The 12,987-nt window shown below is 43.2% G+C and carries 15 protein-coding genes and 1 pseudogene; 8 read left to right on the top strand and 8 right to left on the bottom strand.

Annotated elements, in window-relative coordinates; genetic code table 11:
- Positions 1-88: 88 nt before the first annotated feature.
- Positions 89-1,663, bottom strand: a complete 1,575-nt coding sequence (gene abc-f, locus G8O30_RS00520) for a ribosomal protection-like ABC-F family protein (protein WP_239673067.1) — start codon at positions 1,661-1,663, stop codon at positions 89-91.
- A 272-nt stretch (positions 1,664-1,935) separates the two neighbouring features.
- On the opposite strand from abc-f, the gene G8O30_RS00515 reads away from it, so the two are divergent.
- The 5 genes from G8O30_RS00515 to G8O30_RS00495 all read left to right on the top strand — a co-directional run bounded on the left by G8O30_RS00515 (position 1,936) and on the right by G8O30_RS00495 (position 6,006).
- Complete coding sequence (locus G8O30_RS00515; RefSeq protein WP_239673066.1) at positions 1,936-2,793, top strand: phosphotransferase family protein; 858 nt, start codon at positions 1,936-1,938, stop codon at positions 2,791-2,793.
- A 91-nt stretch (positions 2,794-2,884) separates the two neighbouring features.
- Positions 2,885-3,073, top strand: a complete 189-nt coding sequence (locus G8O30_RS00510; RefSeq protein ID WP_239673065.1) for a helix-turn-helix transcriptional regulator — start codon at positions 2,885-2,887, stop codon at positions 3,071-3,073.
- Between the two features lie 14 nt (positions 3,074-3,087).
- Positions 3,088-3,480: a hypothetical protein gene (locus G8O30_RS00505; RefSeq protein WP_239673064.1), complete on the top strand. Its 393-nt coding sequence runs from the start codon at positions 3,088-3,090 to the stop codon at positions 3,478-3,480.
- Between the two features lie 944 nt (positions 3,481-4,424).
- Complete coding sequence (locus G8O30_RS00500) at positions 4,425-4,700, top strand: hypothetical protein (RefSeq protein ID WP_239673063.1); 276 nt, start codon at positions 4,425-4,427, stop codon at positions 4,698-4,700.
- Positions 4,701-4,758: 58 nt separating this feature from the next.
- Positions 4,759-6,006: a S41 family peptidase gene (locus G8O30_RS00495; RefSeq protein ID WP_239673062.1), complete on the top strand. Its 1,248-nt coding sequence runs from the start codon at positions 4,759-4,761 to the stop codon at positions 6,004-6,006.
- An 82-nt stretch (positions 6,007-6,088) separates the two neighbouring features.
- Here the strand turns inward: G8O30_RS00495 and G8O30_RS00490 are convergent, their stop codons facing one another.
- The 3 genes and pseudogenes from G8O30_RS00490 to G8O30_RS16230 all read right to left on the bottom strand — a co-directional run.
- A complete protein-coding gene (locus G8O30_RS00490; protein ID WP_275576535.1) occupies positions 6,089-6,490 on the bottom strand; it encodes a DinB family protein in 402 nt (133 codons plus the stop codon).
- A gap of 164 nt (positions 6,491-6,654) precedes the next feature.
- Positions 6,655-7,194, bottom strand: a complete 540-nt coding sequence (locus G8O30_RS16235) for a methyl-accepting chemotaxis protein (RefSeq protein ID WP_420844607.1) — start codon at positions 7,192-7,194, stop codon at positions 6,655-6,657.
- A gap of 156 nt (positions 7,195-7,350) precedes the next feature.
- Positions 7,351-7,872 (bottom strand): annotated as a pseudogene (locus G8O30_RS16230) (protoglobin domain-containing protein); the annotation flags it as partial.
- A gap of 91 nt (positions 7,873-7,963) precedes the next feature.
- Here G8O30_RS16230 and G8O30_RS00480 point away from each other — a divergent pair.
- The 3 genes from G8O30_RS00480 to G8O30_RS00470 all read left to right on the top strand — a co-directional run bounded on the left by G8O30_RS00480 (position 7,964) and on the right by G8O30_RS00470 (position 11,031).
- On the top strand, positions 7,964-8,380 hold the full coding sequence (locus G8O30_RS00480; RefSeq protein ID WP_239673060.1) for a YhfM domain-containing protein: 417 nt from the start codon (positions 7,964-7,966) through the stop codon (positions 8,378-8,380).
- Positions 8,381-10,199: 1,819 nt separating this feature from the next.
- Complete coding sequence (locus tag G8O30_RS00475; protein ID WP_239673059.1) at positions 10,200-10,622, top strand: HIT family protein; 423 nt, start codon at positions 10,200-10,202, stop codon at positions 10,620-10,622.
- A 31-nt stretch (positions 10,623-10,653) separates the two neighbouring features.
- Complete coding sequence (locus G8O30_RS00470; RefSeq protein WP_239673058.1) at positions 10,654-11,031, top strand: iron chaperone; 378 nt, start codon at positions 10,654-10,656, stop codon at positions 11,029-11,031.
- On the opposite strand, the gene G8O30_RS00465 is transcribed toward G8O30_RS00470, so the two are convergent.
- The 4 genes from G8O30_RS00465 to G8O30_RS00450 form a co-directional block, all read right to left on the bottom strand.
- Positions 11,028-11,846 (bottom strand): DUF817 domain-containing protein, encoded by an 819-nt coding sequence (locus G8O30_RS00465; protein WP_239673057.1) that lies wholly within the window; start codon positions 11,844-11,846, stop codon positions 11,028-11,030. The genes G8O30_RS00470 and G8O30_RS00465 overlap by 4 nt on opposite strands.
- Positions 11,846-12,061, bottom strand: a complete 216-nt coding sequence (locus tag G8O30_RS00460; protein ID WP_239673056.1) for a helix-turn-helix domain-containing protein — start codon at positions 12,059-12,061, stop codon at positions 11,846-11,848. The genes G8O30_RS00465 and G8O30_RS00460 overlap by 1 nt, the downstream gene beginning before the upstream one ends.
- Positions 12,062-12,070: 9 nt before the next feature.
- Positions 12,071-12,562, bottom strand: coding sequence for a DUF2975 domain-containing protein (locus G8O30_RS00455; protein WP_239673055.1), 492 nt, complete (start codon positions 12,560-12,562; stop codon positions 12,071-12,073).
- 67 nt (positions 12,563-12,629) lie between these two features.
- Positions 12,630-12,890, bottom strand: a complete 261-nt coding sequence (locus G8O30_RS00450; RefSeq protein WP_239673054.1) for a hypothetical protein — start codon at positions 12,888-12,890, stop codon at positions 12,630-12,632.
- Between the last annotated feature and the right edge of the window lie 97 nt (positions 12,891-12,987).

Here is a 12,987-nt window from a genome sequence, read left to right as displayed (position 1 = left end):
ACCGCTTCTCCCTAAGGAAAAAGCGGCGTGTAATTAAGTAGATTCTGTGGTCCGGCACTTAAACTATTTCATTTTCAAGAAATCTATACTACAAACTCAAACCCTTCAACTCTTCCATCAACTCCGAAAATCGCTTATCCAACGCTTGATATTCCTGACTTCCTGGGGCGGCGAAACTCAACTTTCCTAGCACTTCCTGCCTCTCCGTTTCTAGTCTCATCTTCCGCTCTTGCACGTCATCCACACTTGCAATCTCAAGCGTCGACTGTTTCACGATTCTCCCGTCTTGCAGCAGCCACTTTTCCGTCGTCACTTTATCCATAAAGTAGCGATCGTGCGAGACAATTAGAAGCGTACCCGTGTATTGCTCCAACGTTTCTTCCAACTGCTCCCGCGACTCGAGGTCCAAGTGGTTCGTTGGCTCATCCAGCACGAGCACATCTTTTTCGTCCAGCAGATGCTCCATCAACTTGCACTTCATCCGCTCTCCCATGCTCATCTCGCCAAACGGCTCTTCCCACTGGCGCGCTGAGAATCCAAGGTGTTTCATCATGTTTTGTACTTTCCCTTTTTTCTCATAACTCTCTTGATAGAACCATTCCGCAGGGGTTTTATCCAGTGGGAGATCTGTAATTTCTTGCGAGATGTAACCAATTTTCGCTGCAGGAGAAATCCAGATGTCTCCGTCCATTTCCTCATTTCCAAGAATGCCTCGAAGGAGCGTCGTCTTCCCACTTCCGTTCGGTCCAACGATTCCGATCTTTTCTCCGTACTTTACTGTTTCGTTTAGGTTCTCAAACAAGACTCTCTCCCCAAAACGCTTCGCCACGTTCGTTACCTGCAAGAACCGCTTCCCAACTTTATTATTCGCAGAAAACGCAAACGAAACTTCATAATCCGCTTGCAGTCGATCGACCGATTCCTTTGCCAACTCATTCTCCAATCGCTTTCGCTTCGACTTCACTTGCGCATCCATCCGTTTCGCTTTCACGCGGTAATACTCCTTATATCCCTCCTGCTTCGTCGATTGCGCATGCGCTTTGTGCGACCAATTCGTCAGCTCATTCATCTGCCCTTCCATCCGCGCAATTTTCTTCTGCTGCTTCTCATACGCTCGTGCTTGCGCCTGCCTTTCCTGCTTCCGCTGATGTGCAAAGTCCGAATAATTTCCTTTGTATTCACGGATCCGTTTATCCTCAATTGACCAGATCGTTTTTGTTATTTGGTCTAAGAAAAACCGATCATGAGAAACGATAATGACAGTTCCTTCATATTTTTTAATCTGGTCCATTAAAACTTGCAGCGCTTTTTCATCCAAGTGATTCGTTGGCTCATCTAGTAATAAGATATCTGCATTGTTGGAGAACCCTTTAGATAAGCTGATCTTTCGCTTTTCGCCGCCACTAAGATGTTGAAACTCGCCCTTTTTCTCAGTAAATTGTTCCACCAGGTACACTTGTAATCCGGACACAACCTCGGATAGATCACCTTTCGTTGGCAGCAAATCGCCCTTCAACATTCGTAGAAGAGTAGACTTGCCGGCACCATTCTTCCCAATGAGACCTACTACATCTCCTTGTTTCACCGACAAATTAACATTCTCTAAAATCGTTTCACCCTCAACGGTGTAGGAAACATTGTGTAGTTTTAGCCATTCGTTCATACAAATCCCTCGTTTCTAGGGAGAAAAAAATCCTCCCATTAGTAATGGAAGGATTAGTCAAGCCGTAACGAAATAAGCCGTGCGTGGGCACAACTATTTCTGTATAAGTAAAAATGGGCAGACTAATCCAATTTCGTCATTTGAAGTTATTTTCAAATAGTGAGAATAAGATTAGTACTTCATCGTTCACCCATCAGTCCTTTCGAAATTGTAGTTATAGTGTATCACACATGATAGAATAATAACTAGTATTTTCCAAAAGGAGGATGGCGATGATTCAGCAGATTTTAGCGCAGTGGCAGCTAGACGTTACGGACATTCGGGGTGTGGAGGATTCGCACAGTTCGACGGTGTATCAGTGTACTTTAGCTAGTGGCCAGCAAGTGTTTGTGAAGATTCCGTTTAGTAAAGTGAAGTTTGAACGAGAGCTGGAGACTTACCGTTTGTTAGAAGGCCGCGTGCCGATTCCAGAGTTGTTGGATGTGTGGGATGGGAATGATGATTCTCCCGGGGCTTTTTTGCTGTCGAAAGTAGAGGGCGAACCGCTGGTGATGGGTGTGGACCCTCGTCTTGCGTACCAAGTTGGGGCACTGCATGCTTCTTTGCATAGCGTGACTCCGAGGGTGAATGAAACAATAGATAATGAGTTTGATAAGTGGGCGGAATTTGTGGATGAGAAGTTTTATTTATTCGCGGAAGCCGTTGTGCAGGTGTTGGATGAGAAGACGTACAGGCAATCTATTACTCTTTTTGAAGCGTGGAAAAAAGAGCTTCCCGCTCCGGATGGGCCAGCGTTTTTACATATGGATTTCCGTCCGGCGAACATTCTGGTTAACGGCGACGTCGTGACTGGTGTAATCGACTTCGAAAGTGTGCGGTTTGGTTCTACGGAAGTGGACTTTACGAAGATCCATCGCGACTTTTTGAGTTTAGATCCTATGAATACGCAGGAGTTTCGCAAGGGCTACGAAAGTGTGCGGCCGATGATTGAACTGGATGTGGTGCTACCTTTCTATCAATTTACCGATGCGTTTAATAGTATGGGTTGGTGTGTGCAGCGCGGGTTGGAGAAGCATAGGGGTTTTTATGAGCAGAATGAGGGGATTTTGCGTGGGTTGTTGGCGAAGTGACTGTCAAATATGTTTGACATTTCAGGTGGATAGTATTACCATTAAGGTGTAAAACATGTTTTACACCTCTTTGGCGAAGGTGGATGTATGTATGGAAAATACTATTAAAAAATATCGCGAACAACTCGGACTTTCTCAAGGGAGTCTGGCGGAGCGATGTGAAGTTAGCAGGCAGACGATTAACGCGATTGAGAACAATAAGTATGACCCGAGTTTGCAGTTGGCTTTTGATATTGCGCGAGTGCTTGGTGTTTCGATGGAAGAGTTGTTCAAACCTTAGAACGGGGGATGCTTGTGGGGAAAACGGAGAAATGGTTGGCCGGATTGTCGTTTGTGTTTACGCTTGGGGCGTTGGGGTATTTTCTTTATAAGTGGTTGGTGTTGGATACGATTGATGCCAATTTAATTTTTGGTTTCTTTCTATTTTTATCTTTCACGTTGAACTTGGTAAACTGGGGCAATCACGAGGGGCCGACGGAAAAAGATGAATTGGTGGAGCACGTGCAAACGCAGAGTGCTAGAATTGGATATTACGTGTTGATGGCCTTGAGTGGATTGATCTTGTTTATCTCGGAGGGCTCTGGTAACTTTAGCGAGATTAGTAATATTCCTTTATTAATCGTGGTCGGATTGACGTTTGTGACAGTTCCGATTGTTGAGTTTTTCTATAAGCGAAGATATATGTGAGGCTTGGTCGTTTGTGTGGTGCACGAGCGGCTTTTTTCTTTGTTCGAAATTCTTGTGGTATAGCTGGCTTTGCTTTTGTTTGGCTGCTATACCGCTGGGCGTTTTTGCGGGACACCTGAACACGGTTTTCCCTCTTCTCGTGGTCCGCGAGACGCTCTTGCGGGACACCTGCACTACCTTTTCCCGCTTCTCGTGGTCCACGAGACGCTCTTGCGGGACACCTACACTACCTTTTCCGCTTCTCGTGCTCCGCAAGACGCTCTTGCGGGACACCTGAAAACGGTTTTCTCTCTTCTCGTGGTTCGCGAGACGCTCTTGCGGGACACCTACACTACCTTTTCCGCTTCTCGTGCTCCGCGGGGCGTTCTTGTGGGACACCTGTACTCACTTTTTCCGCTTCTCGTGGTCTTCGAGAAAATAATTACAAATCATCTCTATCGGACAAACAAAAAAAGAACACACATTCGCATATCCTTCGCATTCAATCTATCATTAATGGTAAAATAAAGAAGACAATTACATAAAGCAGGTGGGCGGTTAGCCATTTCCCTTCTGAAGGGAGGTGGATAGAATGTCCACATACGAGGCGATTGCTTTGGTACTAGAAGCGAACATGGTTTTACTTAGTATCATTAATATCGTAATAACTCTTTATGTCACTTACAAAAAGAAATAACCGCCACCACACCACGGTTTGCGGTTATTTCGATACCCTATAATCTTGGTTAGCCGCCCACAGCGGCATGTGACTGTCTTGATCAGGTGTTAGCGCACCTGATCTTTTTTAGTATAGGATAATTATAATGGAACTATACCACCAATTCAATTCTTACTAACAGACTATGTAAACTTACAAATTATTTAAAAACAAGCAACTACAATTCCCAAAATATAGTTAATAAGATAAACTATCTATATATTCTGATTTTATTGGAGGCAAATGTATGATAAAGAAAGACCTAGCTTTATCCATTGTGTTGCATTTGTTTTTGGCGTATTTATGGATTTTGTTTGTTTCGCACAATATCGGTTTACAGAACGAAACAGGAAACATGATGTATATTGCCATTGTAGTGGTCGGGACGCTGTTATTCGGTGAGCTTGTTCAGCGTCTGAAACCTTTAAGTGAATACAAATTTACTCACCCAGTTCGTCTTGCTGGATTGGCAACGTTTGTCTCCGTGGTTGTGGTGGATTTATTTTTGATTAGTTTAGTGTAAAACTTTGATGATTAGGTGTGATTGGCGCCTGGTCTTTTTATATGAAAGGAGGATGGACATGCAGCTTTCAGATATTTTCCGAGAAGTTGTCTCTATTACAGAACAAGATTATTCCGGTTGTGAAGATAGGAAACTAGTAGCCTTCCAGCCATTTTTGGACATGGTTATTAAACTTGAACGTAAAAACACTCTCTCCTCTTTACTATTTTCGAAGATTGTTAATACCTATTTACATCAGTTTCTAGATCCTCATATGTATTTTACTTATCGAAGTAATAGCGAAGAAACCATGGATGTAGGGTTTGGAGTTAGGAGATACGGCGATAGATTATATGTAACTCAAACTATAGAAGAAACTCCTCTTTCTAAAGGAGATTCTATTGTCTCCATTGATGGAAAAAGTATCGAAGTAATCTCAAGAGAACACCATCTTCCCGTTGCACACACGGAGAGACAAAATTGGAACTACCTTATTCAGCGGGCTAAGTCGATTGAATTAGAAGATAACAGAGTGTTGGAGATTGTAGAATACCCTAGTAAGCAAAATGAAGATTCTTTTGTCGTCAAAGTTTTGGAAGATGACCTAGTTTACATGAATCTTCCGCACTTCCAGAACCCTAGTTTAATAATTAATATACTTCAAAAGTATAAGGATGTTCTTGAACGTAGCACTAGACTTATCATTGATGTCAGGAAAAATAACGGTGGTTTGAGTGCTGCTTTCAATCCTCTACTGGATTTTATTTTCCCTTCGTCTGAAAAACCTAAATCAATTGCGAAAGCAAAAGAGTTTAACTGTACGGAACGGAATGCTGCTTTGTTTAACGAACTCTACAGAAATGTTAAAGAATCTTACCCCAATCATGAGAGTCTTCCTTTACTGACCTATGCAAATGAGATGTTCCAAACTAATAAGGGTTTTACAGAGTTTGATTTCTCCCCTTATACAAAAGAAGTAACCACTGATTTCAACAGTAACGATCAAATAGAAAAGATAGTAGTTTTATCAGACTGTTATTGTGCGAGCGCCGGAGATGATTTCGTGGAAATGTGTAAGCAGTCTTCTAAGGTTACTGTGATGGGGCGTGCAACGTTAGGAGTTAACGATTATAGCGATTTAGTTACAATGAAGTGGAATAAGGACTTTTCACTGCACTATCCTACTTCTAGATTGGTTCGAAAAACAGAGGTACACCCTATCCATGGTACAGGAATTGTTCCAGATATTTATATCCCTTGGACGCCAGAGCATATTTCTAGGGATGTGGATTTGGAGATGGCTATAGAGCTAATCCTTAAGAAATAAGAAGTTATATAAAAGATAAGACGCGCAGTAACATGTAAAATGTATCATACTGCGCTAAACTTTCTTCTATTCATATAGTACTTCAAATCTCATCAACTACACCAAGTGCCTGCCTCATCCCTTTCACAATCCCCATGTGGAAATTCTCATGGTTCATATGAAAAAGGATCATCTCCTCTACTGTTTCCATACCTAAGAAAGATTGTTTTAATGGAGTTTTCAACTTCCCTTTACAAGCCACTTCCATATTACTAATTTGCGATTCCAGGAGTTCAATAATTTCATTCAGCGACGGTGGATTGCCAGTCCACTCTTTCGGACTAGTACCTCTGGGGAACATTAGATGATAAGACGGATCTAATTTTCTAGCTTCACCAATAATCGTGTAAATGGTATTATCCCAACCTACTAATATATGTCCCGCATTCCAAAGTATATTGTTCTTGTGGCCAGGTGGAATCTTGTTAGTGATTTCGTTTGGTATTGTTTTAATCCACCTGGTTTAATAACCACCGACTCCTTTGAAGAGGTTTTTTCTTCATTATATAACTTATAAGAATTTTTTGGTAAATAAAGAAAGACCACATCCCCTTTGTGAGAATGTGGTCCCTTCATGTTCTGCATTTCTATGTCTTTTAAATACTTATATCACTGCATATCCTGCGTGATTAATGTTAATCGATCAGCCGAATTTGAAACCTCATCAAATGCTTTCCCCAACTCTTCTACAACATTAACAAAAGAAGAAAGTTCGGTTTCTGTCATTGTCGTGTTACCTTTATCCACTTCTGTACGAATATTTTGCAAGAATGAAGTTAAGTGTTCGACTTTGTTTTGCGTATTTTGGATTAACGATGAGACGTTAGAGACGGAATCTTTTGTTTGCTCCGATAGCTTTCGTACTTCATCTGCCACAACCGCAAAGCCTTTCCCCGCTTCCCCAGCACGCGCAGCTTCAATTGCTGCATTAAGAGAAAGTAAGTTGGTTTGATCAGCAATCCCCGTTACGATGCTGACGATGTCTTTCATTTGAACAGAGATGGTTAAAAGATCTTTTACTTCTGCTGACACTTGGTCCACAGATTTGTGGATGGAAGTCATGTTCTCTGCTTGATCTTTCACTTGTGATTTGCCGTCCTCTGCCCGTTGCTTCGCCAACTCGGCTTGAGCAGTACCATCTTTGGCCATTCGGACAATATCATCTGCTTGTCCCATTAGTTGATGGAACGAAGCGTTTGTTTCTTCTGAAATCGCTGCTAAGTTTTGAGTTGCGCTAGCGACTTGTTCACGAACTTGTTGCTTTTGTGACTCTACTAGTTCTTTTAGTCTCGTAGTTTCTCGGTCGTATTCTTCTAGAACTAGCTGCTGCTCTAGATTCATCATTTTCGAGACCGCCTGTATGCCCTGGAATAGTTGGTCTCTATCTTTCACTGTTTCGTGGATCATGGTGATAAGGGAGAGAGTTAAATCTTGGAACGCACACATATACCACTTCGTCTGCAGTCCTATTTTCACATGAATTTGTGCAATTTTTAGACGTTTATGGATAAATGTCTCATTTACATGACCATTAAACATCTCAATAATGTGCTGACGAAGCGTTTCTTTTAGACGATCAATAGAACTATTATTTTGGATAATGCTCACTAAAGATGGTTCGTATTTCAACGTGCTATAAAACGTGTCGACCATGGAATCAATACGTTCGATGACATATGGCTGCAGGGCACGGATGATATCTAAGTCTTCTTGTGTAAGCTGAATCATATCTACTTGTTTTCGTAGTTCACTATCATTTCGGATATCTAAAATACCAGAATTGCGTTCTATTTCTAGAAGCGAGATCTTCTTTTTACGATTAAACATGGTGGGCCTCCTAAGGCGAATATATGTGTAACCTTTTCTTCTATACTATCGTCAAGTTAGGCAGAGAATTTAGGTTGAAGGGGACATATTAATGCGGAAAAGAGGATTGATTTTTTTCACGGTTTTGCTAATAGTTTTATCCGTTGGAGGATGTACATCTGAAGAAGCTGTTAAACAGAGTGTCGCGAGAAAAGTAAGCGTCTCTGAATCTAGAGAGTTCGACAGGATTGATACTAACTTTTTCTTTGAAACCGAGGATCCCAGGGAAGTAAATACGATCCGAGGCATCATCTCCTCTGCAGTTAAGAAACGTGGAATTGTCGATATGGCTGACCCTGAGTATGATATGGAAGTTATATTTTCAAATGGTGATGTTTGGCGTTACCATTTATGGATTGGTAACGAAGGTGAGACAAGTACGTTAATGAATGTAGAAGATACGCATACTATCTATACGGTTAAGGCGGAAGACACGAATAGATTGCTGGAGATTTTGGAAGTGGAGTAGATGGTGGTGGGGCTGCTGGACTATTTTTGGGGTTCTGCTATATTACGGTTCGGTCTCCTGGTATACCTAAACTCTGTTTTCTTGCTTCTGCTATATCGCGGCGACTTCCTCTGGTATACCTGAACTCTGTTTCCTTGCTTCTGCTATACCGCAGCGGCTTCCTCTGGTATACCTGAGCTCTGTTTTCTACCTGCTGCTATACCGCGGCGGCTTCCTCTGGTATACCTGAGCTCTGTTTTCTTGCTTCTGCTATACCGCGGTAGCTTCCTCTGGTATACCTGAGCTCTGTTTTCTTGCTTCTGCTATACCGCGGCGGCTTCCTCTGGTATACCTGAACTCGATTTTCCTACTTCTGCTATACCGCGGCGGCTTCCTCTGGTATACCTGAACTCGATTTTCCTACTTCTCCTATACCACGGCGGCCTCCTCTGGTATATCTGAACTCTGTTTCCTTGCTTCTGCTATACCGCGGTAGCTTACTCTGATATACCTGAACTCGCTTTTCTTGCTTCTGCTATACCGCGGCGGCTTCCTCTGGTATACCTAAACTCGATTTTCCTACTTCTCCTATACCGCGGCAGCTTCCTCTGGTATACCTGAGCTCCGTTTTCTTGCTTCTCCTATACCGCGGCAGCTTCCTCTGGTATACCTGAGCTCTGTTTTCTTGCTTCTGCTATACCGCGGCGGCTTCCCCTGGTATACCTGATCTCTGTTTTCTCGCTTCTGCTATACCGCGGCGGATTTTTGCAGGACACCTAAACCAGATTTTCCTACTTCTCCTATACCGCGGCAGCTTCCTCTGGTATACCTGAGCTCCGTTTTCTTGCTTCTCCTATACCGCGGCAGCTTCCTCTGGTATACCTGAGCTCTGTTTTCTTGCTTCTGCTATACCGCGGCGGCTTCCCCTGGTATACCTGATCTCTGTTTTCTCGCTTCTGCTATACCGCGGCGGATTTTTGCAGGACACCTAAACCAGATTTTCCTTCCTCTTGTGGTCCGCGAGACGCTCTTGCGGGACACCTAAATCACATTTCCCTGTCTCTCGTGGTCCGCGAGACGCTCTTGTGGGACACCTGAACAGCATTTTTCTGCCTCTTGTGGTCCGCGAAACGTTCTTGCGAGACACCTGAATCACATTTCCCTGCCTCTCGTGGTCCGCGAGACGCTCTTGTGGGACACCTGAACCGCATTTTTCTGCCTCTCGTGGTCCGCGAGACGCTCTTGTGGGACACCTGAACCGCATTTTCCTGCCTCTCGTGGTCCGCGAGACGCTCTTGCGGGACACCTGAACCGAATTTTCCTGCCTCTCGTGGCCCGCGAGACGCTCTTGCGGCACACCTAAATCGCATTTCCCTGCCTCTCGTGGTCCGCGACAAAAAGTTCACTCTATGTACCTTGTATCTAAATTAAAAAAGAGAGAATTTTAACTTACAAAGAATAAAAGTAACTTAACATCGCAAGGTTCACCGGCAACGCCACTACTAAAAACACCGGTAGATACCTCTTCACCGACGTCCCTCTTACTTTTTTCGCTCCCCACTCAATCACCAAGTTTACTACCAAACTCGCAAGTAGCATCCCAAGGTACAATCCAACTTTCTCTTTAAACAAAGAAGTAAACGCTGGCGAGAATACTATCCATATTTATGCGAATTGAAAAGACCCTCTCGCGAAGATCTTAGAATCTAGTAACTTCTGTTTCATGCTGATCACTCGCCTCCTTTTCAGCGCCTATTATACCCAAAAAAACCACCATTACCTTTACCAAAATTTTTCTACAGTGTAGAATTACTCTAATATCTACTAGGAGGAACCTTATATGACTTGCGTCGGCTGTTTGCTCGCAAACCATCAAGCTCCAACACACCTAATCTACGAAGACGAACATGTCAGCTGTATTTTAGACATCGATCCATACAATGAGGGGCATGTTTTAATTCTCCCAAAAAAACACGTTAGATACTTCGATGACTTGGATCACCAAACATCTCTGTCGATTATGCACGCAGCTGGCCTTTTAACAAAAGTGCTTAAAGAGCTCTTTAAACCAGACGGCATTACCATCTTGCAGAACGGTGGGAAGTTTGATGACCTCACTCACTTCCATATGCATATAATTCCTAGATTTGAAGGACAGAACTTTGCGGAGTTTTTTTTGGAAAACCAGGAAATAAATTCTCGAGGTATGGACAAATTAGTGAACATACAGAAGAAGTTGTTGGAGGAAATGAAAACTAGTTAATGATTAATTACTTATAGAAAGGGTGAGCCCTATGCAATATGATGTCTCCACGCCTCATGAATATATCGAAGTGCTTGAACATGACTGGCGAAAAGATAAATTACTAGCAATCCGCGAGTTAATCCAAACGTTGGCTCCAGAATTAGAAGAAGGCATTCAGTACAAGATGCTTGCTTTTGGAAAAGGCAATGATTATCTGTTTCATCTGAATGCCCAAAAGAATTATGTTAGTTTATATGTTGGAAATATCGAGAAGGTTGACCCTACACAACAACTTCTTGAAGGTTTTAACGTTGGAAAAGGGTGTATACGATTAAAAAAATCTAATGATATTACCTCCAGTAACCTTCCTGCTTTTATAGAAAAAGCGATCGCTTTATGGAGAAATGGTATCGATACATCTTGCTAATCTATACTCTTGTTCGATCTCATTTTCATATCGGGTAACGGAAAAGAGGTAGTTACCTCTTCTTCCTTCACCTGCTTCAACGCAGCCACGATAAAGAAGCTCACAATTACAAGCAGAAACCACGAACTAACCTTTCCGAGATGCACCAGACTCCAGGCATCCACTTGATTCGGATATTGCCACGCTCCGAAATACGTCGCGATGTTCTCCGCGATCCAGATGAAAAAGCCAATTAGTGCGAACGCGAGAGGCACTGGCATGTTGTAACGCGTGCCAATTACTTCATAAAAAACGACCGATTTCAGGAAAATAAGTAGTACAGCTCCTATCAAAACCCACCTCACGTCCCACCAGAAATGATGAGTAAAAAAATTACTGTAAATCATTACGGCGAGCATCACCACCATGTATAACGGAGGCCAATCAATGAGTTGCACACCCATCCTTCTCCACGCCTGGCAAAGGTAACTCGCGACACTCGCGTACATAAACCCACTATAAAGTGGTACCCCGAGCACTTTCGTATATGCCTCTTCCGGATATGCCCATGAGCCCATGTGTACTTTGAATATTTCTAAGGTAAGGCCAATTATATGAAACATCATGACTACTTTTAACTCGTCTTTTGTTTCCCGTCCCGTATAGACCATGACGACCTGCACCGCAATACAGAAGAGAAGGAGCCAATCATACCTTGGTAAAAAGGGAAGTGACACTACTTGTGTAAAAGCTAGTGCCCCAAAAATCGCTACTGGAAATGCACACGCTAGCGCTTGCTGGTATCCAAAGTGAAGAAGCTGGGTGAGGGCTCTCATTACTCTGCCTCATCCGGTCGATATTCTAAAATGTCGCCTGGCTGGCAATCGAGCGCTTTACAGATCGCTTCTAAAGTGGAGAACCGCACAGCTTTCGCTTTCCCGTTTTTCAAAATCGATAAGTTCGCCATTGTGATACCAACCTTCTCCGAGAGTTCCGTCACACTCATTTTACGTTTTGCCAACATCACATCTACATTAATAATAATTGCCATAATCTCACCTCACACTGTTAAATCGTTCTCTGATTTTATCTCAATAGCCTGTCGTAAAAGGCGGTGCAGTACCGCTGCGAAAATCGCGATGACAAGGGATGCCGTCATGATGATGAAGCCGATGAGAATGAGGCCTGGAGCGTCATCGTTTTCTGCGACTAGGTAAAGGAGAGGCAGTGCAGCTAGGTAAAGACCGCTGATGATGAGCGCGTACTGCTTGATTTTCTTTAGGGATGCGACCGATAATTCCGAGAAAGCTTCGCCAAGATCGATGAAGCGCAATAAGCGGAAAGCTTGGAATAGCGCAGAGAAATATGGGATTGCGGATAGATACATGATGATTAGAATCGCAAGGAAAAGGTATCCAATGGAATCTTGGTTTTGAATATTGCCTAATGCTTCTAATCCAATTTTCGGTAAGACCGTTAAACATAAAATCAATACGGGTAAGCCAATGATGAAAAGCGTAATTTTCAAAAACAGTGTAGACCCTCTGTTCATGGGAAGCACCTCTTTATTGTTTGATATATTGAAAATAGCATATTATTTATTGTTTTACAATAAATAATTATTTAATTTCGTATACTTTTCTTTTTGTAGGCTTTCTCGGTTTGTCGGCTTCTTTCGTCTTTTCTCCTGGCGACTTTCTCGGTTTGTCGCCTTCTTCCGCCTTTCCTCCTGGCGACTTTCTGGCTTTGTCGCCTTCTTCCACCTTTCCTCCTAGCGACTTTCTCGGTTTGTCGCCTTCTTCCGCCTCTCCTCCTGGCGGCTTAAGCGCTTTTGTACATGGCGCAGCGGTGCTTTCTCGGCGGCTTCTCCGACTTGCCACCGGGACTGCACTTCCTCTCCCGCGGCTTAAGCGCTTTTGTACATGGCGCGGTGGTGCTTTCTCAGCGGCTTTTCCGACTTGCCGCCGGTACTGCACT

Origin of the sequence: Mangrovibacillus cuniculi (assembly GCF_015482585.1) — a bacterium.
GTDB classification, from domain to species: domain Bacteria; phylum Bacillota; class Bacilli; order Bacillales; family R1DC41; genus Mangrovibacillus; species Mangrovibacillus cuniculi.
The sequence above is the reverse complement of the archived record's forward strand: the minus strand, read 5'-3'. Positions and strand labels throughout refer to the sequence as shown.